The 22861-nt window shown below is 75.2% G+C and carries 21 protein-coding genes; 17 read left to right on the top strand and 4 right to left on the bottom strand.

Annotation, left to right across the window (positions count from 1 at the left end; all coding sequences use genetic code 11):
* The first annotated feature begins 10 nt into the window (after window positions 1–10).
* A complete protein-coding gene (locus tag ACFW1I_RS20285; RefSeq protein WP_384671735.1) occupies window positions 11–2086 on the top strand; it encodes an ATP-binding protein in 2076 nt (691 codons plus the stop codon).
* 30 nt (window positions 2087–2116) lie between these two features.
* Here the strand turns inward: ACFW1I_RS20285 and ACFW1I_RS20280 are convergent, their stop codons facing one another.
* On the bottom strand, window positions 2117–3724 hold the full coding sequence (locus ACFW1I_RS20280) for a TROVE domain-containing protein (protein WP_384671732.1): 1608 nt from the start codon (window positions 3722–3724) through the stop codon (window positions 2117–2119).
* 387 nt (window positions 3725–4111) lie between these two features.
* Here ACFW1I_RS20280 and ACFW1I_RS20275 point away from each other — a divergent pair, with 387 nt between their 5' ends.
* The 6 genes from ACFW1I_RS20275 (at window position 4112) to ACFW1I_RS20250 (ending at window position 9940) form a co-directional block, all read left to right on the top strand.
* Window positions 4112–5284, top strand: coding sequence for a sulfite oxidase (locus ACFW1I_RS20275; protein ID WP_384671730.1), 1173 nt, complete (start codon window positions 4112–4114; stop codon window positions 5282–5284).
* Window positions 5285–5327: 43 nt separating this feature from the next.
* Complete coding sequence (gene nadE / locus ACFW1I_RS20270; protein WP_384671728.1) at window positions 5328–6158, top strand: ammonia-dependent NAD(+) synthetase; 831 nt, start codon at window positions 5328–5330, stop codon at window positions 6156–6158.
* 104 nt (window positions 6159–6262) lie between these two features.
* A complete protein-coding gene (locus ACFW1I_RS20265; RefSeq protein ID WP_384671726.1) occupies window positions 6263–6661 on the top strand; it encodes a VOC family protein in 399 nt (132 codons plus the stop codon).
* A 135-nt stretch (window positions 6662–6796) separates the two neighbouring features.
* Window positions 6797–8104, top strand: coding sequence for an alpha/beta fold hydrolase (locus ACFW1I_RS20260; RefSeq protein ID WP_384671724.1), 1308 nt, complete (start codon window positions 6797–6799; stop codon window positions 8102–8104).
* Between the two features lie 151 nt (window positions 8105–8255).
* Window positions 8256–9191 carry an SIS domain-containing protein gene (locus ACFW1I_RS20255; RefSeq protein ID WP_384671722.1) on the top strand — a complete coding sequence of 312 codons (936 nt, stop codon included), beginning with the start codon at window positions 8256–8258 and terminating at the stop codon, window positions 9189–9191.
* The gene (locus ACFW1I_RS20250; RefSeq protein WP_384671719.1) at window positions 9188–9940 is read left to right on the top strand and encodes a PIG-L deacetylase family protein; all 753 of its coding nucleotides are present in this window, start codon (window positions 9188–9190) and stop codon (window positions 9938–9940) included. Before ACFW1I_RS20255 ends, ACFW1I_RS20250 begins: the two co-directional genes overlap by 4 nt.
* A gap of 87 nt (window positions 9941–10027) precedes the next feature.
* Here the strand turns inward: ACFW1I_RS20250 and ACFW1I_RS20245 are convergent, their stop codons facing one another.
* Together ACFW1I_RS20245 and ACFW1I_RS20240 are read right to left on the bottom strand one after the other, a co-directional pair.
* A complete protein-coding gene (locus ACFW1I_RS20245) occupies window positions 10028–10807 on the bottom strand; it encodes a VOC family protein (protein ID WP_384671716.1) in 780 nt (259 codons plus the stop codon).
* A gap of 393 nt (window positions 10808–11200) precedes the next feature.
* On the bottom strand, window positions 11201–12151 hold the full coding sequence (locus ACFW1I_RS20240) for an NAD(P)/FAD-dependent oxidoreductase (protein ID WP_384671713.1): 951 nt from the start codon (window positions 12149–12151) through the stop codon (window positions 11201–11203).
* Between the two features lie 67 nt (window positions 12152–12218).
* Between ACFW1I_RS20240 and ACFW1I_RS20235 the strand changes: the two genes are divergently transcribed.
* The 4 genes from ACFW1I_RS20235 to ACFW1I_RS20220 all read left to right on the top strand — a co-directional run bounded on the left by ACFW1I_RS20235 (window position 12219) and on the right by ACFW1I_RS20220 (window position 16183).
* Window positions 12219–12806, top strand: a complete 588-nt coding sequence (locus ACFW1I_RS20235) for a helix-turn-helix domain-containing protein (protein ID WP_384671710.1) — start codon at window positions 12219–12221, stop codon at window positions 12804–12806.
* 142 nt (window positions 12807–12948) lie between these two features.
* The gene (locus ACFW1I_RS20230) at window positions 12949–13917 is read left to right on the top strand and encodes an NADPH:quinone oxidoreductase family protein (RefSeq protein ID WP_384671707.1); all 969 of its coding nucleotides are present in this window, start codon (window positions 12949–12951) and stop codon (window positions 13915–13917) included.
* Window positions 13914–15101: an acyl-CoA dehydrogenase family protein gene (locus ACFW1I_RS20225; RefSeq protein ID WP_384671705.1), complete on the top strand. Its 1188-nt coding sequence runs from the start codon at window positions 13914–13916 to the stop codon at window positions 15099–15101. The genes ACFW1I_RS20230 and ACFW1I_RS20225 overlap by 4 nt, the downstream gene beginning before the upstream one ends.
* Window positions 15098–16183 carry an acyl-CoA dehydrogenase family protein gene (locus ACFW1I_RS20220; protein WP_384671703.1) on the top strand — a complete coding sequence of 362 codons (1086 nt, stop codon included), beginning with the start codon at window positions 15098–15100 and terminating at the stop codon, window positions 16181–16183. The genes ACFW1I_RS20225 and ACFW1I_RS20220 overlap by 4 nt, the downstream gene beginning before the upstream one ends.
* A gap of 46 nt (window positions 16184–16229) precedes the next feature.
* On the opposite strand, the gene ACFW1I_RS20215 is transcribed toward ACFW1I_RS20220, so the two are convergent.
* Window positions 16230–16916, bottom strand: a complete 687-nt coding sequence (locus ACFW1I_RS20215; protein ID WP_384671702.1) for a class I SAM-dependent methyltransferase — start codon at window positions 16914–16916, stop codon at window positions 16230–16232.
* 125 nt (window positions 16917–17041) lie between these two features.
* Between ACFW1I_RS20215 and ACFW1I_RS20210 the strand changes: the two genes are divergently transcribed.
* The 6 genes from ACFW1I_RS20210 (at window position 17042) to ACFW1I_RS20185 (ending at window position 22457) form a co-directional block, all read left to right on the top strand.
* Window positions 17042–18676, top strand: a complete 1635-nt coding sequence (locus ACFW1I_RS20210) for an ABC transporter substrate-binding protein (RefSeq protein WP_384671700.1) — start codon at window positions 17042–17044, stop codon at window positions 18674–18676.
* Window positions 18673–19665, top strand: coding sequence for an ABC transporter permease (locus ACFW1I_RS20205; protein ID WP_384671698.1), 993 nt, complete (start codon window positions 18673–18675; stop codon window positions 19663–19665). The genes ACFW1I_RS20210 and ACFW1I_RS20205 overlap by 4 nt, the downstream gene beginning before the upstream one ends.
* Window positions 19658–20494, top strand: a complete 837-nt coding sequence (locus ACFW1I_RS20200) for an ABC transporter permease (protein ID WP_384671695.1) — start codon at window positions 19658–19660, stop codon at window positions 20492–20494. The genes ACFW1I_RS20205 and ACFW1I_RS20200 overlap by 8 nt, the downstream gene beginning before the upstream one ends.
* Complete coding sequence (locus ACFW1I_RS20195) at window positions 20491–21483, top strand: ABC transporter ATP-binding protein (RefSeq protein WP_384671693.1); 993 nt, start codon at window positions 20491–20493, stop codon at window positions 21481–21483. The genes ACFW1I_RS20200 and ACFW1I_RS20195 overlap by 4 nt, the downstream gene beginning before the upstream one ends.
* Window positions 21476–22144 carry an ABC transporter ATP-binding protein gene (locus ACFW1I_RS20190; RefSeq protein ID WP_384671689.1) on the top strand — a complete coding sequence of 223 codons (669 nt, stop codon included), beginning with the start codon at window positions 21476–21478 and terminating at the stop codon, window positions 22142–22144. The genes ACFW1I_RS20195 and ACFW1I_RS20190 overlap by 8 nt, the downstream gene beginning before the upstream one ends.
* Window positions 22145–22262: 118 nt before the next feature.
* Window positions 22263–22457, top strand: coding sequence for a hypothetical protein (locus tag ACFW1I_RS20185; RefSeq protein WP_360609816.1), 195 nt, complete (start codon window positions 22263–22265; stop codon window positions 22455–22457).
* The last annotated feature ends 404 nt before the right edge of the window (window positions 22458–22861 follow it).

Below are 22861 nucleotides of genomic sequence, written 5' to 3'. Positions count from 1 at the left end.
CACTGCTCCCGTGCGTGGACATCTACCGGACGACAACCCGGGATTCGCAGGCCGCCGCACGGAACTGAAGCGCCTCACCGCCGCGTTGGCGGAGCACCGCCTCGTCACCGTGACCGGCGTCGGCGGGGTCGGCAAGACCCGGCTCGCGCTGCGCGCCGCCCACCGCGTCCGCCACCACCACCCCGACGGCGCCTGGTGGGCCGACCTCGGACAGCTCGACGGCGAACGGCTCCTCGTCGCCCTCGTCGCCGACTCCGTCGACCTCGCCGACCACACCCCCGGCACCGACTCCGGCGCCCTGCGCCGACGGCTCGCCGGGACCCGGCTCCTCCTCGTCCTCGACTGCTGCGACCACCTCACCGACGCCTGCGGCCGGCTCGTCGCCGAACTCCTCGACGCCGCCCCCGGCCTCACCGTCCTCGCCACCTCCCGCCGCCCCCTCGGCGTCCCCGGCGAACACACCGTCGCCCTCGACCCGCTCCCGCCCACCGGCGACGACGCCCTCGCCCTCCTGCGCGCCGCCACCGGGCAGGACCTCCCCGCCACCGGCCCCGCCGGCGAGATCTGCGTCCGCCTCGAAGGCATACCCCTCGCCCTGGAACTCGCCGCCGCCCAGATCCGCCTCCAGGGCGCCGAAGCCGTCCGCGACCAGCTCGGCAGCCGCCTCACCGCACCCCCCGACGCCCGCTTCGACCTCCTCGCCCACCCCGACCGCGTCTGGCCCGCCCGCCACCAGACCCTGCGCGCCGCCATCGGCTGGAGCCACGAGCTCGCGGACCCCCTCGAACGGCTCCTCTGGGCCCGGCTCTCCGTCTTCCGCGGCCCCTTCGACCTCGCCACCGCCGCCGCCGTCTGCACCGGCGGCCCCCTCACCCCCGACACCCAGCCCGCCGCCCTCGACGGGCTCGTCCGCGCCTCCGTCGTCCGCCCCGCCGACACCGCCGGCCGGCACCGGCTCCTCGACACCATCCGCGAGTACGGCGCCGGCTGGCTCGACCGGCTCGGCGAGACCGGCACCGTCGCCGACCGCCACGCCGCCCACTTCCGCGCCCTCGCCGGACAGGGCCCCACCGCCTGGCACGGCAGCCGCCAGCTCCACTGGTACCGCGCCGTCGACACCCACCACACCGACCTGCGCACCGCCCTCGACCACCTGCTGCGCACCGACCCCGACGCCGCCCTCGACCTCGTCGGCTCCGTCGCCTTCGCCTGGTCCTGCCGCGGCCGGCTCCGCGAGGCCCGCGACGGCCTCGAACAGGCCCTCCTGCTCAGCGACGCCCGCGGCCGCGCCCGCACCCGCGCCCTGTGGGCCCTCGGCGTCACCCTCGTCCTCCAGGGCGACCTCCACCCCGCCCAGGCCGTCAGCGAACGCTGCGCCCGCGAGGCCCGCCACACCGAGCACCCGCCCGAGCGGCCCTGGACGGCCCCGGAGCCGTACGGCCCCGGCGAACTCACCCTCGACGCCGCCGCCCTCGCCGGCCTCCTCGCCCTCTCCACCGGCCGCGCCCGGGCCGCCCTCGTCGTCGTCGACCACGTCCTCGCCTCGGCCCGCGGCCGCCCGGCCGACTCCGCCGCCACCCTGCGCTGCCACCTCGTCCGGGTCTTCGCCCTCACCGGCCTCGGCCGGCTCGCCGAGGCCCGCCCCGAGGCCCTCGCCCTGCGCGCCCTCTGCGACACCCTCGACGAACACTGGACCCGCACCGCCCTGGAGTACCAGCTCGCCCTCACCGGCCTCCTGGAGGGCGACCCGGGCGCCGCCGCGACCCACGCCCGCGCCATGCTCGCCGGCACCCGCGCCCTCGGCGCCGGCCTCGGCGTCGCCCTCGGCCTCGACGTCCTCGCCACCGCCTACGCCGCCGCCGGCGACGGCGCACGCGCCGCCGACGTCTCCGGCACCGGCGAGGCGTACTGGCGCGCCACCGGCCAGCCCCGCCGCGGCCTCCCCGGGCTGCGCGCCCTCCACGCCCACTACACCGCCGGCGTCCGCGCCACCCTCGGCGAACCCGCCTACGAGGAGATCTTCCTCCGCGCCCTCACCGACCTCCCCCAGTCCGGCCTCGACCGCGCCCTCGCGGACGGCCCCTGACCCGCCCCGCCGCCCGGTGCCCGCGGCACCTCAGGCGTCCTCGACCGACACTTCCGCCGTCCACGGCCAGCCGGCCTCCGCGCCCGCCTCGACCAGGCCGACCATCCGGAAGGCGGCGTCCGTCAGACCGCCGAAGGTGTACCGCCGCCGGCCCGTCTCGCCCCCGGCGGGCCGGTAGCCCGCCAGGTTCCACGTGTACATCGGGACGGATCGCGGCACCGGCGACGGCACGGCGGGCCCGTACAGCGGGCCCGACTGCTCGTCGGTGACGACCAGCACCCGGTCGTGCCCGTCGTAGTGCTCCCGCAGCGCCTTCGCGGTGTGCGTGCCGCCCAGCCGCCGGAACCGGCCGGTTACGTCGAGCAGCGGCTCGTCCGGGCGGAACGCCACCGCCCGGCTGGTCCAGCCGAACTCCACCAGGTCGGCCCGCTCCGCGCGCCGCGCCACCGCCACCCCGAAGACCGCCGCCGCGTCCGCCCTGGTCAGCCGGGAGCGCGCGGAGAGCGTGTCCCAGAACATGGAGTCGGACCGGTCCACCAGGACCAGCGTCCGCCCGGGCAGCACCGGCACCCGGCCCAGCGAGTGCCCCAGCGCCGCCTCCAGGGCCGCCGACCAGCGCGACGACGGCACCTCCCGGTGAGCGGCCAGGTAGCGGAACGGGAACTGCCGCGACCGGGCCACCTCCTCCGGGTCCGCGATCCGCGCCGCGACCCCGGCCGCGACCTCGTCCGAGACGCCCGCCTCGTCGAAGTTCCGCAGGTTCCGCAGCAGCGCCATCGGGCCCATCGACGGAATCACCGCCTCCCACACCGCCGCGTCCAGCGGCCCTTGGAGCCAGCCGGCCAGCGCCTCCCAGGTCATGCCCGCCCCGGCCAGCCGCGCGGCGCCGTCCGGCGCCGTCACCACCGCCCGCCGCTCCGCCACCGGCAGCTCCACCAGCCCCCGGCGGGCGGACAGCAGCCGGTCGCCGGCCGGCGGCGCGGCCGCGGCGGCCCGGTGGCGGCGGTCGAGCGCGTACCGGAACAGCTCCCCCTGCCACGGCTTCGCCGGATCGGGCACGGCGTGCACCACGTTCAGCACGTCCCCGAACCGGAACGCCCGCTGCGGGGTGTCGTACTTCAGCAGCGACCGGGAGGTGTACAGGCGCCGCACGGCGTCGGCCACGCCCCGCTTCACCGGCTTCGGCACGTTCCGCCCGTACGTCCGCGTCCAGTGGTCCAGCAGCTCGCCCGGCTCGTCGGCACGGCGCAGGACCGAGTCGATCACGCCGCGGTTCGACGGGCCGCCCGTCGCGCCGGCCGCGAGCCGGGCCCCGACGAACGCGGCGGCGCCGACCAGCGCCGCCGTGCGCACCGCGCCCTCGTCGCGGAGCCAGCGGAGCAGGCCGGCGGTCCACTCGGGGTCCTCGACGGCGAGCCGGCCGACCAGCGCCGCGTACCGGCCGTCGCGCTCCGCGCCGCTCTCGTAGAAGGTCGTCTGTCCGACGAAGTTCCCGACCGCGAGGAGGAACAGCTCCTCGCGCGGCGGCCGCACGACCGCGGGGCCGCCTTCGTAGGTGTGCGGGAGGCCGGGCGCGGCCCGTGGAGGCCGGACGGGCATCGAGCGCGCGGTCGCCGCGATGTGCGGCGCCACCAGCATCCGGGGCCAGAGTTTGGAGACGCGCGGGCTGTGTCGAGGCAGTGAATCCCCCCGGATCCGACGACGGCGGGCCCCGGACCGAAGGCACGACGGGGCGGAGCGAACGCGCCCTCCGAGATCGAAGGTGGCGGCGGCGTCACAGGTGGTGCCGTCATAGGAAGGAGCCGCAGCCGGGCGCACCGGAAGGCGCGAACGCGACGCGAAACTACAACGCCGCCGGCGTGGCACGCGACCGAATAAGACGCCCCCGGCGCGACCGACCACATCGACCGGACCGAACAGGACACCCCCCCCGGCGCGACCGATCACGCAGACCGGACATGGCGCCCCGGCGCGACCGACCGCGTCGACCGGGCGCCGGCGGCGCCCTCGGCGCACCATGGAGACATGGACCGGAGCCCCGGAGACCTCGGCGCCGTCAGCGGTCCGGCGCGGGTCGCCGGACCGGACGAGGGGATCGGCCCCGACGAACTCGCCCTCGCCACCCGCAATCACGGACTCCCGCTGGAGGCCCTGCGGTACGACGTCACCCCGCCCGGCCTCCACTACGTGCTCGTCCACTACGACATCCCCGACACCGACCCCGAGGACTGGCGGCTCACCGTCGGCGGGCGGGTGCTGCGGCCGCTCGACCTGGACCTCGACGCGCTCCGCGACCTGCCGGCCGTCACCCGGCGCGTCACCCTGGAGTGCGCCGGGAACGGCCGGGCCCGGCTCACGCCCCGGCCCGTCAGCCAGCCGTGGCTCGTCGAGGCCGTCTCCACCGCCGAGTGGACCGGCGTCCCGCTCGCCGCCCTGCTCGACGCGGCCGGCCCCGCCGAGGACGCCGTCGAAGCCGTGTTCACGGGTGCCGACCACGGCGTCGAGCGCGGTGTCGAGCAGGACTACCGCCGCTCCCTGCCGCTCGCCACCGCCGCCGACCCCGGCCGGGACGTGCTCGTCGCGTACGCCATGAACGGCGCCCCGCTGCCGCCCCAGCACGGCAGCCCGCTGCGGCTCGTCGTACCCGGCTGGTACGGCATGGCCCAGGTGAAGTGGCTGCGCGAGATCACCCTCACCGCCACCCCCTACACCGGCTTCCAGCAGACCGCCGCCTACCGTCTCCGGCAGCGGCCCGACGAACCCGGCGACCCCGTCACCCTCATCGTGCCCCGCGCCCTGATGGCCCCGCCCGGCTTCCCCGACTTCATGACCCGCGCCCGCGTCGTCCGCCCCGGCCCGGTATCGCTCACCGGCCGCGCCTGGTCCGGCCACGGACCCGTCGTCCGCGTCGAGGTCAGCGAGGACGGCGGCGCCGCCTGGACCGACGCCGAGGTCGTTCCCGACCCCGCCCACCCCTGGGCCTGGGCCGCCTGGCGCACCACCTGGAACGCCACCCCCGGCCTGCGCCACCTCACCGTCCGCGCCACCGACGCCACCGGCCGCGTCCAGCCCCTCGCCGCGCCCTGGAACCGCGGCGGCTTCGCCAACAACCTCGTCCAGCGCGTCGAGGTGCTCTGCACCCCGGAGCCGGGGCCGGAGCCGGAGCCGGAGCACCGGGGCCCGTCCGCCACCCCGTAGAGTCGGAGGCGACGCCCGTACCCGTCCCGACGAGGAGCCTTCCGTGACCGACCCGGCGCCCACCGCCCGCCAGCAGCAGATCGCCCGGGAGCTCCAGGTCTCCGAGACCTTCGACCCGGCCGCCGAGATCGAGCGCCGGGTGGCCTTCCTCGCCGAGCGCCTCACCACCACCGGACTGCGCTCGCTGGTCCTCGGCATCAGCGGCGGCGTCGACTCCACCACCGCCGGCCGGCTCTGCCAGCTCGCCGTCGAGCGCGCCCGCGCCGCCGGCCACGAGGCCACCTTCTACGCCATGCGGCTGCCGTACGGCGTCCAGGCCGACGAGCAGGACGCGCAGACCGCCCTCGACTTCATCCGCGCCGACCAGGTCCTCACCGTCGACGTGAAGGCCGCCAGCGACGCCGCCCTCGACGCGGCCCGCACCGCCGGCGTCACCTTCCGCGACGCCCACCACCAGGACTTCGTGCACGGCAACATCAAGGCCCGCCAGCGCATGATCGCCCAGTACGCGGTCGCCGGCGCCCAGGACGGCCTCGTCGTCGGCACCGACCACGCGGCCGAGGCCGTCTCCGGCTTCTTCACCAAGTTCGGCGACGGCGCCGCCGACCTCGTCCCGCTCACCGGCCTCACCAAGCGGCGGGTCCGCGCCGTCGCCGCCGAGCTGGGCGCCCCGGCCGGTCTGGTCTGGAAGGTCCCGACCGCCGACCTGGAGACCCTGGACCCGGGCAAGCCCGACGAGGACGCGCTCGGCGTCACCTACGACGACATCGACGACTTCCTGGAGGGCAAGCCCGTCGGCGAGGCCGCCTACGCGTCGATCGTCCGCCGCTACGACCTCACCGAGCACAAGCGGCAGCTGCCGATCGCGCCCTGACGCCCCCGGCCCGGGACCGCGCGTGCCTGAGCGCCCCGCGCCGAACGGGCGGATCCTGGAAGGGTGGGCGCCCCGCCGCCCGGGGCCCCGGAAGGGAGCACACCATGTTCGGCGAGACGACGGCGTACAGCAGCTTCTCGGTGGACGACCTGGACGCCGCCCGGCGCTTCTACGGCGACCAGCTCGGTCTGACCGTGGAGGACTCCGGGACCGGGGACATGCGGATGCTGTTCCTGACCCTGCCGGGCGGGGCGCGGGTCTTCGTCTACCCCAAGGAGAACCACACCCCCGCCTCCTTCACCGTCCTCAACTTCGAGGTCGACGACATCGACCGGGCCGTCGACGACCTGGTCGCCCGGGGCGCGACCTTCGAGCGCTACCCCGAGTTCGAGGCCGACGACAAGGGCGTCGTCCGGCCCGGGGAGGGCGACGGCGGCCCGGCGGGCATCGCCTGGTTCACCGACCCCGCCGGCAACGTCATCGCGGTGATGCAGGCGCGGTGACGCGGCTCCGGTGACACGGCTCCGACGACGCTGCTCCGAAGACGGCCGGTGGGCCGGTGGGGCGGCCGGAGCCGGACTGTGATCCACTGTGCGGGCGGGGGAGCACGGAGAGCAGGACCAGCAGCAGGAGCACCGTTGACCACCTATCGCCAGCCCGGCGTCGTCGTCACCGACCACCACTTCCCCGTCCCCCTCGACCACGCCCACCCCGACGGCGAGCAGATCGAGGTCTACGGACGCGAGATCGCCGCCGCCGGCCTCAGCGCCGCCGAACGCGACCGCCGCCCCTGGCTGCTCTATCTGGAGGGCGGCCCCGGCTTCGGCGCCCGCCGCTTCATCGGCCGCCAGGCGTGGATCGACCGCGCCGTCCGCGAGTTCCGGGTGCTCCTGCTCGACCAGCGCGGCACCGGCCGCTCCACCCCCGCCAACCGCCAGACGCTGCCGCTGCGCGGCGACGCCGCCGCCCAGGCCGCGTACCTCACGCACTTCCGCGCCGACTCCATCGTCAAGGACGCCGAACTGATCCGCCGCCGGCTCACCGGCGGCGGCCCCTGGACCGTCCTCGGCCAGAGCTTCGGCGGCTTCTGCGCCGTCCACTACCTCTCCACCGCTCCCGAGGGCCTGGAGCGCGTCCTGATCACCGGCGGCCTGCCGTCCCTCGACGCCACCGCGGACGACGTCTACGCCGCCGCCTACCCGCGCGTCCGGCGCAAGAACGCGGCCCACTTCGACCGCTACCCGCGCGACGCCGAACGCGTCCGCGCGATCGCCGCCCACCTCCTCGACCACGAGGTCACCCTCCCCGGCGGCGGCCTCCTCACCGTCGAGGCGTTCCAGTCCCTCGGCATCCTCCTCGGCTCCGGCGACGGCACCCACCTGCTCCACCACCTGCTGGAGGGCGCCTTCGTGCCGACCCCCACCGGGCCCGCCCTCGCCGACGCGTTCCTGGAGCAGGTCCAGGCCCACCTCTCGTACGCCGGGCACCCGCTCTACGCCGTCCTCCACGAGGCCATCTACGCCCAGGGCCAGGGTCCCACCGGCTGGGCCGCCGAGCGGGTCCGCGCCGACTTCCCCGAGTTCGACGCCGCCGGGGCGCTCGCCGACGGCCGGCCCGTCCTGCTCACCGGCGAGACGATCCACCCCTGGCACTTCACCACCGACCCCGCCCTCCGCCCGCTGCGCGAGACCGCCGAACTCCTCGCCGAGCGGGACGACTGGACCCCGCTGTACGACCCCGAGGCGCTCGCCGCCAACCGGGTGCCGGTGGCCGCCGCCGTCTACCACGACGACATGTACGTCGACACCGCCCACTCCCTGGAGACCGCTGCCGCGGTCCGCGGCCTGCGGACCTGGGTCACCGACGAGTTCGAGCACGACGGGGTACGGGCCAGCGGCCCCCGCGTCCTCGACCGGCTGCTCGCGCTCTCCCGCGACGAGCTCTGACGACGGATCCGGGTCGGGGACGGATCCGCGTCGGGGCGGATCCGGTCCGGATGCGGATCCGGTACGCGCTGGGGTCCGCGCGGGAAAGTCCAAGCGCCGGACCCCGATCGCACATGGTCGGCCCCCGGCGCCGGGCGCTACAACTCGGTGCATGAGAGCGTCACACGTCACCGCCGAGATCGCCGGACAGCCCGACTGCTGGCGCCGCGCCGCCGCCCTCGCCGGGCCGCGCGCCGACCTGCTGCCGCGGCCCGGCGAGCGGATCGCCGTCGTCGGCTGCGGCACCTCCTACCTGATCGCCCGCGCCTACGCGGCCCTGCGGGAATCCCTGGGGGCGGGTGAGACCGACGCCTTCCCCGCCTCCGAGCGGACCCCGCTCGGCCGCGGCTACGACCGCCTCGTGGCCCTCACCCGCTCCGGCACGACCACCGAGGTCGTCGACCTCCTCGCCGGCGCCGCCGGACGGCTGCCCACCCTCGTCCTCACCGGAGTCCCCGGCAGCCCCGCAGGCCGGCTCGCCGACCGGGCCGTCGACCTCTCCTTCGCCGACGAACGCTCCGTCGTCCAGACCCGGTTCGCGACCACCGCCCTCCAACTGCTGCGCGCCGGACTCGGGGTGGACCTCGCCCCCTCCGTCACCGACGCCGAACTCGCCCTCTACGAACCCCTTCCGCAACACTGGGCGAAACGCAGCCAGTTCACCTTCCTCGGCACCGGCTGGACCGTCGGACTCGCCGACGAGGCGGCCCTCAAGCTCCGCGAAGTGGCCCGCGTCTGGACGGAGTCGTACCCGGCGATGGAGTACCGGCACGGCCCGATCAGCGTCAGCGACCGGGCCAGCCTGGTCTGGTGCATCGGCCCCGTCCCGGCCGGCCTCCGCGAGGAAGTCGAGTCCACCGGCGCCCTGTTCACCGCCGACGCCGTCGACCCGGTCGCTGCCCTGGTCCGCGCCCAGCGGCTCGCCGTCGCCCTCGCGGCCCGGCGCGGCCTCAACCCCGACCGCCCCCGCCATGTCTCACGCTCCGTCATCCTTGCCGGAGCGTTCCGCCCCACCGCGGCCGACGCCGCCCGTATCCTGCGGGCATGATCGACACCGAAGCCACCGACCTGCCCGAGCTGCCCGGTGACTGGCAGCGCGCCCTCGCCGTCGTCGCCCACCCCGACGACCTGGAGTACGGCTGCGCGGCCGCCGTCGCGAGCTGGACCGACGCCGGCAAGGAAGTCGTCTACCTGCTGGTCAGCCGGGGCGAGGCCGGGATCGACACGCTCGCCCCCGACGTCTGCGCCCCGCTGCGCGAGCGCGAGCAGCGGGCGAGCGCCGCGGTCGTCGGCGTGGACACCGTCGAGTTCCTCGACCACCGCGACGGCGTCATCGAGTATGGCACCGCGCTGCGCCGCGACATCGCGGCCGCGATCCGCCGCCACCGCCCCGAACTCGTCATCACCCTCAACCACCGCGACACCTGGGGCGACGGGCCGGGCGCGCCCCGGAACACCCCCGACCACGTGGCGGTCGGCCGCGCCACCCTCGACGCGGCGTCGGACGCGGGCAACCGCTGGATCTTCCCCGAACTCGGCGAACACGGCCTGGAGCCCTGGGACGGCGTCCGCCGGGTCGCCGTCGCCGCCTCCAGCACCCCCACCCACGCCGTCGACGCCGGCCCCGGCCTGGACCGCGCGATCGCCTCGCTCCTCTGCCACCGCGCCTACATCGAGGCCCTGACCGACCAGGACCCGGAGGAGTACGTCCGCGAGTTCGTCACCTCCACCACCAGCCGGGCCTCCGCCCGCTTCGGCGGCCGCCCGGCGGTGACCTTCGAGGTCTTCCCGCGCTAGGGTCCGCCGGGGGAAGCGGACGGAACCGGGGGAACGCCGAACGACGCGGCGGGGAGACCGACGGTGGCCCCGGGGGAGCCCGGCCGGTCAGCCCATCGGCGACGGCTTGAGGACCGCGAACTCGGCGCCGGCGGGGTCGGTGAACCAGGCGAGGCGGCCCACGTCGGGGATGTCCGCCGGCGGGAGCAGGACCGTGCCGCCCGAGGCGGTCACCGCGTCCGCCGTGGCGTCGGCGTCCTCGACCTCGAAGTACGGGATCCAGCGGGACCGCTCGCCGGAGTCCTGGAGTTCCGCGGCGCCGCCGAAGGAGGCGGCCTCCTGGTCGCCCTCCGCGGTGGAGATCACCCGGTACGTCATGCCGGGTGCCTCCATCTCGGCCCAGCGCCACTCGAAGAGCGAGTTGTAGAAGGCGAGCGCGGCCTCCGGGTCGGGCGTGTGGAGCTCCACCCAGACGAGCGTGTTCCGCGACGAGGTGCGGTCCAGGCCGCGCACCGACCCCGGCTGCCAGACGGCGAACTCGGCCCCGGCCGGGTCGGTGAGCGCGGCCATCCGGCCCGCGTCCATCACGTCCATGGCGCGCACCCGGACCCGGCCGCCCTCGGCGGCCGTCACCATCTGGGTGGTGTCCGCGTCCGTGCTCTGGAAGTAGACGGTCCAGGCGCTGCGGGCGCCCTCCTCGGTGAGCGGGCCGAGCGCGGCGACGGTCGCGCCGTCCTGCTGGAAGAAGCCGTACCCGCCGGACTCCGGGCCGGCCGAGCGGTGCTCCCAGCCGAGGACGGCGGTGTAGAACCGCGCCGCCGCCGCGGTGTCCGGACTGCCGAGGTCGATCCAGCAGGGGGAGCCGTGGGTGTACTGGGTGCCGAGCATGCGTCGGTGCCGTCCTTCCGTCGTCCTGCCTCCGGGCCGGATTCCGGCCACCATGGCCGATCCTCGGTCCTCCACCGACCCCCCGCGACCGCTGCCGCCACGGTTCATCCGACCGGCGCAGGGGCCGGCCGGGCCTACCGGTGAGCGGACCGGTCAGGAAGGCCGGCGCACGGTTCAGTCAGGCCGATCGGCCCGTGACCGGCGCGGCCGACAGGAGCTCGGCCCGCGCACCGTCCGGTGCGGCCGGTCGACCGACCACCGGTCCGCGGGGCCGGTGGGTCGACTGCCCGACCGGGGGCCGCCGGCCCGTCCGCTCGCCGAGCGACCGCCTGGCCGCCTGTCCGTTCGCCGAGGGACGGCGGGCGGCCCGGCCATCCGTCCGCCCCACCCCGCTCAGGCGCCCAAGCCGTCCGCCCGTGCCGCCAGATCGCTCATCAGGAGTTCGCCGTTGATCGTCACGCCCGCCCGGTAGCCGGTGGCGGCGGCGTTGACGACCTGTTCGTTCGGGCCGGTCACGTTTCCCGCCGCCCAGACGCCGGGGACGCTGGTCCGGCCCGTCTCGTCGATCTTCACGAAGGAGCCGAACGGGGTCTCGTACACCTCCGCGCCCAGCTGGCGCAGCACCCCGTCACGGGGGAGGAGCCGCGTCCCCGCCGCGAAGAGCACCTCGCAGCCGACGGTGCGGCCGCCGTCCAGCCGGACGCCGGTGAGGCGGTCGGCCTCGACGGTGATCGCCTCGACCGTGCCCTCCACGGTCCGGACGCCCGCCGCGGCGAGCAGCCGCGTGTCCTGTGCGTCGAGTTCGGCGCCGTTCAGGAAGAGGGTCACGTCGGGGGACCAGTGCGACACCATCAGCGCCTGATGCGCCGGCATCGCCGGGTGCGCGAGGACGCCGAAGGCCCGGTCGCGGACCTCCCAGCCGTGGCAGTACGGGCAGTGCAGCACGTCCCGGCCCCACCGTCCGGCCAGGCCCTCGATCTCCGGCAGTTCGTCCACCAGGCCGGTGGCCACGACCAGCCTCCGGGCGGCCGTCGCGGTGCCGTCGGCGAGCGTCAGGGCGAAGCCGTCGCCGTCCGGGACCGCCGCCGTCACCTCGCCCGGGCGGACCTCGACCCCGTAGGCGCGGAGTTCCCGGCGTCCGGTCGCCAGGAAGTCCGCCGGGCTCATCCCGTCCCGCGAGAGATAGCCCTGCAGGTGCGCGCTGGGCGCGTTGCGCGGCTCGCCCGCGTCGACGACCAGGGTGCGGCGCCGGGACCGGCCGAGGATCAGCGCGGCGCTGAGGCCGGCCGCCCCGCCGCCGACCACCACGACGTCGTACGTGTTCTCGTCCATGAGTGCGTTCATGCCGCGAGAGTGACCCGGAAGCCGCGATCACGGCAAGGAAACTTGCCGGTTCTGCAACACTGGACGCATGACCGACGACGACCGCATCGACGCCGTGCTGACCGAGGTCGGCCCCCGCCTGCGCCGCGTCCGCCGCGACCGCGGGGTGACCCTGGCCGAGCTCTCCGCCGCCACCGGCATCTCCGTCTCCACCCTCTCCCGGCTGGAGTCCGGGCAGCGCAAGCCGAGCCTCGAACTGCTCCTCCCGCTCGCCCGCGCCCACCAGGTCCCCCTGGACGAACTGGTCGGCGCGCCACCGGTCGGCGACCCCCGGGTGCGGGCCCGGCCGATCGTCCGGCACGGCCGCACCATGTACCCCCTCACCCGCCAGCCCGGCGGCCTGCAGGCGTACAAGGTGATCCAGGAGAAGGCGGCCGAGCAGCCGGACCCGCGGGTGCACGAGGGGTACGAGTGGCTGTACGTCCTCTCCGGGAGGCTGCGGCTCGTCCTGGGGGAGCACGACGTCGTGCTCACGGCCGGCGAGGCCGCCGAGTTCGACACCCGGGTGCCGCACTGGTTCGGGCCCACCGCCGACGGGCCGGTGGAGTTCCTCAGCCTGTACGGGCCGCAGGGCGAGCGGATGCACGTACGGGCCCGGCCCAAGAAGTCCGGCTGATCCAAGAAGTCCGGCTGACCCGGGAAGTCCGGCCGAACCGGGAGGCGCGGCTGATCCAAGAAGTCCGGCCGAGCTGTTCCGTCCGGCACAAGCGACCGCTTAGTATGCGACCGACCGCTCGGTACGGACGGAGGCTCGACGGATGCAGGCATGGCGAGTGCACGAGAACGGCGAACCCGGCGCGGTGATGCGCCGCGAGGAGGTGGACGTCCCCGAACCCGGGCCCGGCCAGGTCCTCCTCAAGGTCCGCGCCGCCAACGTCAACTTCCCCGACGCGCTGCTCTGCCGCGGCCACTACCAGATCCGCCCCCCGCTGCCCTTCACCCCCGGCGTCGAGATCTGCGGCGAGACCCGGGACGGGCGCCGCGTCATCGCCACCGCCGCCCTCCCGCACGGCGGCTTCGCCGACCACACCCTCGCCGACGCCGCGGCGCTCCTCCCGGCCCCCGAGGCCCTCGACGACGCCGAGGCCGCCGCCCTCCACATCGGCTACCAGACCGGCTGGTTCGGCCTCCACCGGCGCGCCGCCCTCCAGGCCGGCGAGACCCTGCTCGTGCACGCCGCGGCCGGCGGCGTCGGCAGCGCCGCCGTCCAGCTCGGCAAGGCCGCCGGCGCCACCGTCATCGGCGTGGTCGGTGGCCCCGCCAAGGCCGCCGTCGCCCGCGCCCTCGGCTGCGACGTGGTGATCGACCGCCGCTCCGAGGACGTCGTCGCCGCCGTCAAGGCCGCCACCGGCGGCCGGGGCGCCGACGTGATCTACGACCCCGTCGGCGGCGACGCCTACCAGCAGTCCGCCAAATGCGTCGCCTTCGAGGGCCGGATCGTCGTCGTCGGCTTCGCGAGCGGCACCATCCCCGCCCCCGCCCTCAACCACGCCCTGGTGAAGAACTACGCGATCCTCGGCCTCCACTGGGGCCTCTACGCCCAGCGCGACCCGGCCGCCGTGCTCCAGTGCCACGACACCCTCACCGCGCTCGCCGCCAAGGGGATCGTCAAGCCGCTCGTCGCCGAACGCGTCCCCTTCGCCGGCGCCGCCGACGCCGTCCAGCGCGTCGCCGACGGCACCACCACCGGCCGCCTCGTCGTCCTCCCGGAAGGAGCCCGCGCATGACCGACGCCGCCGAACTCCAGGCGCGCACCCGGGCGTTGCTCGCCGCACACCCGCCCGCCACCACCGACAGGCTCGACTTCCTCCGGGCCCGCTTCGACGCCGGACTCGCCTGGGTCCACTACCCGGCCGGCCTCGGCGGACTCGACGCCCCCCGCTCCCTCCAGGCCGTCGTCGACGCCGAACTCGCCGCCGCCGGCGCCCCCGACAACGACCCCCGCCGGATCGGCATCGGCCTCGGCATGGCCGCCCCCACCCTCCTCGCCTACGGCTCCGACGAGGTCAAGTCCCGCTTCCTCAAGCCGCTGTGGACCGGTGAAGAGGTCTGGTGCCAGCTCTTCAGCGAGCCCGGCGCCGGCTCCGACCTCGCCGCCCTCGGCACCCGCGCGGTCCGCGAAGAGGCCACCGGCGACTGGATCGTCGACGGCCAGAAGGTGTGGACCTCCAGCGCCCACACCGCCCGCTGGGCCATCCTGATCGCCCGCACCGACCCCGAGCAGCCCAAGCACCGCGGCATCACCTACTTCGTCTGCGACATGACCGACCCCGGCGTCGAGGTCCGGCCGCTGCGCCAGATCACCGGCGAGGCCGAGTTCAACGAGGTCTTCCTCACCGGCGTCCGCATCCCCGACGCGCACCGCCTCGGCGAGGTCGGCGACGGCTGGCGGGTCGCCCAGACCACCCTCATGAACGAGCGGGTCTCCATCGGCGGCGCCCGCATCCCCCGCGAGGGCGGCATGATCGGCAAGGCCGCCGGCGTCTGGCGCGACCGCCCCGAGCTGCGCACCCACGCCCTGCACCGCCGGCTCCTCGACCTCTGGGTCGACGCCGAGGTGGCCCGGCTCACCGGCGAGCGACTGCGCCAGCAGCTCGTCGCCGGCCAGCCCGGCCCCGAGGGCAGCGCCATGAAGCTCGGCTTCGCCCGCCTCAACCAGGCCATCAGCGGCCTGGAGGTGGAACTCCTCGCCGACGAGGGGCTTCTGTACGGGGACTGGACGATGGTCCGGCCCGACCTGGTCGACTTCACCGGCCGCGACGCCGGCTACCGCTACCTGCGTTCCAAGGGCAACTCGATCGAGGGCGGGACGACCGAGGTGCTCCTCAACATCGTCGCCGAACGCGTCCTCGGCCTGCCGCCCGAGCCCCGCAACGACAAGGACGTCCCCTGGAAGGACCTCGCCCGATGACCCAGCAGCCGGATCTGCTCTACTCCGAGACCGAGGACGACCTGCGGGCCGCCGTCCGCTCCCTGCTCGCCGACCGGGCGGACACCCGGACCGTCCTCGACCGGATCGAGGAGCCGAGCCCGTACCTCCCCGGCCTGTGGGAGGCCCTCGCGGGCGGCATCGGCGCCGCCGGACTGCTCGTCCCGGAGAAGCTCGGCGGCCAGGGCGCGAGCCACCGCGAGGCCGCCGTGGTCCTGGAGGAGCTCGGCCGGGCCGTCACCCCCGCCCCGTACCTCACCAGCGCGGTGGTGGCGACCGAGACGCTGCTCGCCCTCGCCGCCGACAGCGGCCCCGCGGCCGAACTCCTCGCCCGGCTGGCGAGCGGCGAGCGCGTCGCCGTCCTCGCGCTGCCCTTCGCCACCGCGCCGCGGAAGACGATCGACCCCGAACGCCGCGTCCCCGCCGTCGCGGACGCCCTCGCCGCCGACGTCCTCCTCGTCCCGCGCCCCGACGGCCTGTACGCCGTCGACGCCGCGGACGCCACGGTCACCCGCCAGTCCTCGCTCGACCTGACCCGGCCGCTGGCCCTCGTCGACACCCGCGACGCCGACGGGGTCCGCCTCGCGGACACCGAAGCCGGTCGCGCCGCCGTCCGGCGGGGGTTGCTCGCGGGCGCCGGCCTCCTCGCGTCCGAGCAGCTGGGGCTCGCCGAGTGGTGCCTGGAGGAGACCGTCCGGCACACCAAGGAGCGGTACCAGTTCAACCGGCCGGTCGGCTCCTTCCAGGCGCTCAAGCACCGGATGGCCCACCTCTGGCTGGACCTCGTCGGCGCCCGGGCGGCGGCCCGCGCCGCCGCCGACGCCCTCGCCGCCGGTGCGGCCGACGCCGAACTGACGGTGTCCGTCGCCCAGGCGTACTGCTCCGGGGTCGCCGTCCGCGCCGCCGAGGAGTGCGTCCAGCTGCACGGCGGCATCGGCATGACCTGGGAGCACCCGGCCCACCTGGCCCTCAAGCGGGCCAAGGCCGACCAGCTCGCCCTCGGCTCGGCCGGCCACCACCAGGACGTGATCGCCGCCCTGGTGGACCTCCCCGCCCCGGCCTGACCCGCCGACGCGCGGCCGGGGACCCACGGGCCCCGGCCGCCGCGCCTCACCCGCCCGCGCCCGCCCCGCGCCGCGCGTAACAGAACAGGTGCTCCTCCGGCTCCCCGCCCGGCACCTCGGGCGTGAAGACCGACAGCTCGTGGTGGAGCACCTCCAGACCGCCCTCCTCCCGCAGCAGCCCGAGGTACGCCTCGGCCGAGAAGCTGGAGACCCGCGCCCGCCGCCCCATCCAGGTGATCTCCAGGCCCTCGACGTCCGCCGGGACCGTCGCCGACACCAGCAGCCCGCCCGGCACCAGCCACGAGGCCATCCGGCGCACGGCCGCGATCTGCTCCTTCCGCTCCATCATCAGCAGCGGGAAGAAGGCGCACACGGCGTCGTACCCCTCCTCCGGCGGGGTGTGGTCGCGGACGTCGACCTGCTCGAACCGCGCCCCGGGCACCTGCTCCCGCGCCAGTTCGACCATCGTCCGGGAGACGTCGATCCCGGTCACCTCGTGCCCCGCGGCCGCGAGCAGCGCGGCGACCGGCCGGCCCGTGCCGCTGCCGACGTCCAGCACCCGGGAGCCGGCGGGGAGCCGCCCGGTCAGCCACTCGACCGCCGCGAGCTGCGCGGGCAGCCGCCCGAACGCCCGCTCGTAGTCGATCCCCACCCCGTCGAACAGTTCGGCGGCACTCAGCGGGCCCTCCGCCCCGTCGCGCTCCGCCGCCCCGTCCGCGTACCCGTCGCCCATCGTCCCCTCCCGGTGTCGTCGATCTCCGGGGCGGCCTACCCCACCGGGGGCCCCGCCGCACCCATGCGGTTTAATTGCGAACTGCTCGCAATAACAGTTGATCTTCAAAAAGGGGTGTGGACCCGATGGCCGCCCGACCCGTCCGCCGCGCGACCGCCGCGCTGATCACGGGGGCGCTCGCCCTCGCGACCGCGGCCTGCACCAACCCCGGCGCCGACACCGCCGGCACCGGCGGCCCCAAGGACTCCGCGGTCGTCGGCATCGCCTACGAACCCGACACCCTCAGCCCGCTTCTCGGCTACGGCAAGGACGGCAACTCCAAGATCTTCGACGGGCTCCTCGCCTTCGACGCCGACATGAAGCTCCGCCCGGCCCTCGCCCGCACGCTCCCGCACATCAGCGACGGCGGCCTCACCTACACGTACACCCTCCGCGACGACGTCACCTTCAGCGACGGCGCCCCCTTCACCTCCAAGGACGTCGTCTTCACCTACCGGACGATCCTCGACCCGAAGACCAACAACCCCTCCCGCACCGAACTCGACGCCCTCAAGAGCGTCGAGGCCGTCGGCGACGACACCGTGGTCTTCCGCCTCAAGTACCCCTACGCGCCCTTCGCCGAGCGCACCGTCCACGCCATCGCCCCCGAACACGTCGCCGCGCGGCAGGACGTCAACACCGGCGCCTTCACCACCCACCCCATAGGCACCGGCCCCTACGTCCTCACCGGCTGGTCCAAGGGCGAGAAGCTCACCTTCAAGGCCAACCCGAAGTACTGGAACGGCGCCCCCGCGGTGAAGCGGTTCACCATGGCGATCGTCAAGGACGACGACGTCCGCGCCACCCGCCTGCGCGCCGGCGACCTCGACGGCGCCATCCTCCCGCCCAACCTCGCCGCCGGCTTCCAGAACGACAAGGCCAAGCGGACCTACGCCGCCAGGACCTACGACTACCGCACGGTCACCCTCCCCACCCACAACCCCGTCGCCGGCGACACCGCCGTCCGCCGCGCCCTCGACATCGCCGTCGACCGCCAGACCATGGTCGACAAGATCCTCGAAGGCGCCGGCAAGCCCGCCTACGGCCCCGTCCCCACCGACAGCCCCTGGTTCGCCCAGGGAACCGAGCGCCGCCACGACCTCGCCGGCGCGCAGAAGATCCTCGACGAGGCCGGCTGGAAGCCCGGCCCCGACGGCGTCCGCGCCAAGAACGGCGTCCGCGCCTCCTTCCCCCTCTGGTACCTCTCCGGCGACAAGCTCCGCCAGGACCACGCCCTCGCCTACGCCTCCGACGCCCGCAAGGCCGGCATCGAGATCAAGACCCAGGCCGGCACCTGGGAGGTCATCGAACCCCGCATGAAGACCGACGCGGTCCTCGCCGGCGGCGGCGCGCCCGGCGACCCCGACTTCGACCAGTACCTCCTCCTGAAGTCCACCCTCGCCGGCGACGGCTTCAACAACATGGCCCAGTACGCCGACGAGACCGTCGACCGCGCCCTGGAGGACGGCCGCCGCACCAACGACCCGGCCAAGCGCAAGGCCGCGTACGACACCGTCCAGCGACAGCTCGTCGAGAACCCCGGCTACACCTTCCTCACCCACATCGACCACCTCTACGTCGTGAACGACTCCTGGACCTCCGACGCCAAGGGCGCCCCCCTCACCACCCAGGTCGAACCCCACGACCACGGCCTCGCCGCCGGCCCCTGGTGGAACGTCGAAGCCTGGCAGCCCAAGAAGACCGGAGACACCCAGAAGTGAGCCGCCGCCTCCCCTGGGGGGCCATGGCCCGGATGACGGGACGGCGCGCCCTCGCCGCCGTCCCCGTCCTCCTCGGCGTCACCCTCGCCGTCTTCGCGGTCGCCGAAGCCTCCCCCTTCGACCCCGTCAAGGCGTACGCCGGCACCGCCGGCCTCACCGCCTCGCAGGAGAACCTCGACCAGCTCCGCCACAACCTCGGCGTCGACCAGCCCTTCCTCACCCGCTGGTGGGAATGGCTCACCTCGGCCGCCACCGGCGACCTCGGCGACTCCGCCGTCATGCGCCGCCCCGTCGCCGACGTCATCACCGAACGCCTCGGCTGGTCCGTCCTCCTCGCCGTCACCGCCTTCCTCGTCGCGATCACCCTCGGCACCCTCCTCGGCGTCCTCGCCGGCCGCCGCCGCGGCGGCCTCCTCGACCGCGCCGTCAGCGCCCTCGCGTACACCCTGGAAGCCGCCCCCGCCTTCTGGCTCGGCCTCCTCGCCATCTGGTTCTTCGCCCTCCACCTCGGCGCCCTCCCCGCCGGCGGCCTCACCGACACCGCCAGCGACACCGTCACCCCCGACCAGGTCGCCCGCCACCTCGTGCTGCCCGCCCTCGTCCTCGGCGTCTCCCAGCTGCCGTGGTTCTTCCTCTACGTCCGCCAGGGCGTCGGCGACGCCCTCGACGAGGACCCGGTCCGCGGCGCCCGCGCCCGCGGCCTCGCCGAACGGACCGTCCTCACCGGCCACGCCCTGCGCTCCGGCATGCTCCCGATGCTCACCCTCATCGGCTCCCGCGTACCCGAACTCATCACCGGAGCCCTCCTCGTGGAGACCGTCTTCAGCTGGCCCGGCATCGCCGCCGCCACCGTCCAGGCCGCCACCGCCGTCGACTTCCCGCTGCTCGCCGCACTCACCGTGCTCGCCACCGCGGCCGTCCTCCTCGGCAACCTCCTCTCCGACCTCCTCTACGGCCTCGCCGACCCGAGGGTGGGCTTCGATGGCTGACCCCCGCACCCACCGCCTCCGGCTGTGGACCTCCGCCCTCGTCGTCGGCGCCGTCGTCCTCGCCGTCCTCCTCGTCCCCCCGCTCGTCCACCTCGACGAACAGGCCGTCGACCTCTCCCGAAAACTCCTCCCGCCCTCCTGGGACCACCCCTTCGGCACCGACGACGTCGGCCGCGACCTCCTCCTGCGCTGCGTCTACGGCCTGCGGATCTCCCTGCTCGTCGGCCTCGTCGCCGCGCTCGTCGCCACCGTCCTCGGCACCGCCGTCGGCGCGGCCGCCGGAGCCCTCGGCGGCTGGACCGACCGCACCCTCATGCGCCTCGTCGACGCCTTCTCCTCCGTACCGCACCTGCTCCTCGGCATCTTCGTCGTCGCCCTCTTCCGCCCCGGCGTCTGGCCCGTCATCGCCTCCGTCGCGGTCACCCACTGGCTCTCCACCGCCCGCATCGTCCGCTCCGAGGTCCTCTCCCTCCGGACCCGCCCCCACATCGAGGCCGCCATCTCCGGCGGCGCCTCCCGCCGCCGCGTCGCCACCCGCCACCTGCTCCCCGCGGTCCTGCCCCAGGCCGGCCTCGCCGCCGTCCTGATGGTCCCGCACGCCATGTGGCACGAGTCCGCCCTCTCCTTCCTCGGCCTCGGCCTCCCCAGCCACCAGGCCAGCCTCGGCAACCTCGTCCAGTCCGCCCGCTCCTCCCTCCTCGCCGGCGACTGGTGGCCCACCCTCTTCCCCGGCCTCCTCCTGATCGTCCCCACCCTCGCCATCGCCGGACTCGCCGGCGTCTGGCGCGACCGCCTCAACCCCCGCCGCCGATCGGAGCTGATGCTGTGAACGCCCGACTCGCGCGTGCCCTCGACGCCGTCACCGCCGAACGGGCCGAGGACGCGCTGCTCAGCGTCCGCGGGCTCAGCGTCCGGTTCCGGCTGCGCGGCGGACGGACCGTCGCCGCCGTCACGGACGCCGACTTCGACCTGGCACCGGGGGAGTGCCTGGCCCTCGTCGGCGAGTCCGGCTGCGGCAAGTCCGTCCTCGCCTCCGCCCTCCTCGGCCTGCTCCCCGGCAACGCCGAGACCAGCGGCACGGCCCTGCTCGACGGCACCGACCTCCTCGCCGCCGACGAGAAGACCCTCGCCCGATCCGTACGCGGCCGGCGCGTCGGCCTCGTCCCCCAGAGCCCCGCCGCCCACCTCACCCCGGTCCGCACCGTCCGCGCCCACCTGGAGGAGACCGTCCGGGCGCTCACCGACACCCCGCGCTCCCGCCGCCGCAAAGCCGCCGAGGACGCCGCGGCCCGCGCCGCCTTCCCCGCGAGCCACCTCGACGCCCACCCGCACGAGCTGTCCGGCGGACTCGCCCAGCGCGCCGCCACCGCCCTCGCCCTCATCGGCGACGCCCCGCTCCTCCTCGCCGACGAACCCACCACCGGCCTCGACCGCGACCTCGTCGAACGCACCGCCGACGAACTGCGCCGCCACGCCGACGACGGACGCGGCCTCCTCCTCATCACCCACGACCTGACCGCCGCCGCCCGCATCGCCGACCGCGTCGCCGTCATGTACGCCGGCCGGATCGTCGAGATCGCCCCCGCCCACCGCTTCTTCGGCACCGCGGGACCCGACCACCCCTACGCCCGCGGCCTCCTCGACGCCCTCCCCGACCGCGCCTTCACCCCCATCCCCGGCATGCCGCCCGAACTCTCCGACCTCCCCGAGGGCTGCGCCTTCGCCCCGCGCTGCGCCCGCGCCACCGACCTCTGCGCCACCGCCCCGGCCCTCCGCGCCGGTGTGGCCTGCCACCACCCGGAGCGTCCCCGTGCTTGAACTCGACTCCGTCACCGCCGGCTACGCACCCCGCAGGCCGGTCTTCCGCGGCGCCTCCCTCACGGTCGCCCCCGGCGAGGCCGTCGGCCTCCTCGGCCCCAGCGGCTGCGGCAAGTCCACCCTCGCCCGGGTCGCCGCCCTGCTCCACCGGCCCGACGCCGGCCGCCTCGTCCTCGACGGCACCGAGGTCACCGCCTGGCGCCACCGCGCCCCGCGCGCGCAGCGCACCGCCGTCGGCGTCGTCTTCCAGCAGCCCCGCACCGCCGCCGACCCCCGGCTCACCCTGGCGGACCTCATCGCCGAACCCCTGCGCGCCACCGGCCGCAAGGCGGAGGCCGCCGACCGCGTCGCCGAGCTGGCCCCCGCCGTCGGCCTCACCCCCGAGCTCCTCACCCGCCGCCCCCACGCGGTCAGCGACGGCCAACTCCAGCGCGCCTGCCTCGCCCGGGCGCTCAGCCTGGAGCCCCGCTGGCTGGTCTGCGACGAGATGACCGCCATGCTCGACGCCTCCACCACGGCCGCCCTGGTCGCCGCCGTCGAGACCTACCGCGAACGGACCGGCGCCGGCCTCCTCGCCGTCGGCCACGACCGCGTCCTCCTGAACCGCTGGTGCGACCGCACGGTGGAGTGGCAGGACTGCCTGCCCCGCCCCGGCGCATGATCCTTTCGCCTGTCACCCGGATGGCCGCCCTGCCGTTCCCCCGGACGGATCGCCCATTCCGCCACACTGTCCGCCGAACGCCGCAATTCCGGTGCGGCAGAAGAAGGACGTGAGAGCGATGGCCGTTTCCGTATCCGTCGTGGTGCTGCTCCTCGTACTGGCCGTGATCTTCATGCGCAGCGGTGGCCTCAAGGTCACCCACGCGGTCGTCTGCGCCCTGCTCGGCTTCTTCCTGGCCGGCACGAGCATGGCCCCCACCATCCAGAACGGCGTGGCCGCCACCGCCGAGGTCGTGTCCAGCCTGCGGCCATGATCACCCGTAGGGGTCGCCCGACCTGCGGGGTTGACACGGCCCCGCCCGATCCGTAATGTTCTGCGGGCTGTCCGACGTGAGCACCGACTCCGGTCGGCCCCGGACGGCCATTCCGCAAGAACCAACGAGCCTGATGATCTCGATTCCTCGTGCGTCGTCGTCATTCTGCTTTCCGTGCGTTTTTGCGAAATGAAGGAGCCGAGTCCCCGATTCGCATCGGGGGCGGGGAATCCGCTAAAGTCTCACTCGTCGGAACGGCCCAGCGGCCGGAAAGACAACCCCCTCTGACTGGGAATCAGACGCCGAAAGGATCTGATAGAGTCGGAAACGAAGGAAGCGCCCGGAGGGCCTGGAAACAGGAACGAAGGAAGCGTCCGCACCTTGAGAACTCAACAGCGTGCCAA

It is taken from the genome of Streptomyces sp. NPDC058955, assembly GCF_042741435.1.
Lineage (GTDB): Bacteria > Actinomycetota > Actinomycetes > Streptomycetales > Streptomycetaceae > Streptomyces.
Note: the sequence above shows the minus strand (reverse complement) of the source record. Positions and strands in the feature narration are given on the sequence as shown.

Coding starts and splice junctions, on each gene's coding strand:
- ACFW1I_RS20255 (WP_384671722.1), top strand. CDS start 8,256: ATGAGAGCGTCACACGTCACCGCCGAGATCGCCGGACAGCCCGACTGC.
- ACFW1I_RS20250 (WP_384671719.1), top strand. CDS start 9,188: ATGATCGACACCGAAGCCACCGACCTGCCCGAGCTGCCCGGTGACTGG.
- ACFW1I_RS20275 (WP_384671730.1), top strand. CDS start 4,112: ATGGACCGGAGCCCCGGAGACCTCGGCGCCGTCAGCGGTCCGGCGCGG.
- ACFW1I_RS20225 (WP_384671705.1), top strand. CDS start 13,914: ATGACCGACGCCGCCGAACTCCAGGCGCGCACCCGGGCGTTGCTCGCC.
- ACFW1I_RS20230 (WP_384671707.1), top strand. CDS start 12,949: ATGCAGGCATGGCGAGTGCACGAGAACGGCGAACCCGGCGCGGTGATG.
- ACFW1I_RS20245 (WP_384671716.1), bottom strand. CDS start 10,807: ATGCTCGGCACCCAGTACACCCACGGCTCCCCCTGCTGGATCGACCTC.
- ACFW1I_RS20200 (WP_384671695.1), top strand. CDS start 19,658: ATGGCTGACCCCCGCACCCACCGCCTCCGGCTGTGGACCTCCGCCCTC.
- ACFW1I_RS20215 (WP_384671702.1), bottom strand. CDS start 16,916: ATGGGCGACGGGTACGCGGACGGGGCGGCGGAGCGCGACGGGGCGGAG.
- ACFW1I_RS20185 (WP_360609816.1), top strand. CDS start 22,263: ATGGCCGTTTCCGTATCCGTCGTGGTGCTGCTCCTCGTACTGGCCGTG.
- ACFW1I_RS20240 (WP_384671713.1), bottom strand. CDS start 12,151: ATGAACGCACTCATGGACGAGAACACGTACGACGTCGTGGTGGTCGGC.
- ACFW1I_RS20210 (WP_384671700.1), top strand. CDS start 17,042: ATGGCCGCCCGACCCGTCCGCCGCGCGACCGCCGCGCTGATCACGGGG.
- ACFW1I_RS20265 (WP_384671726.1), top strand. CDS start 6,263: ATGTTCGGCGAGACGACGGCGTACAGCAGCTTCTCGGTGGACGACCTG.
- ACFW1I_RS20235 (WP_384671710.1), top strand. CDS start 12,219: ATGACCGACGACGACCGCATCGACGCCGTGCTGACCGAGGTCGGCCCC.
- ACFW1I_RS20280 (WP_384671732.1), bottom strand. CDS start 3,724: ATGCTGGTGGCGCCGCACATCGCGGCGACCGCGCGCTCGATGCCCGTC.
- ACFW1I_RS20220 (WP_384671703.1), top strand. CDS start 15,098: ATGACCCAGCAGCCGGATCTGCTCTACTCCGAGACCGAGGACGACCTG.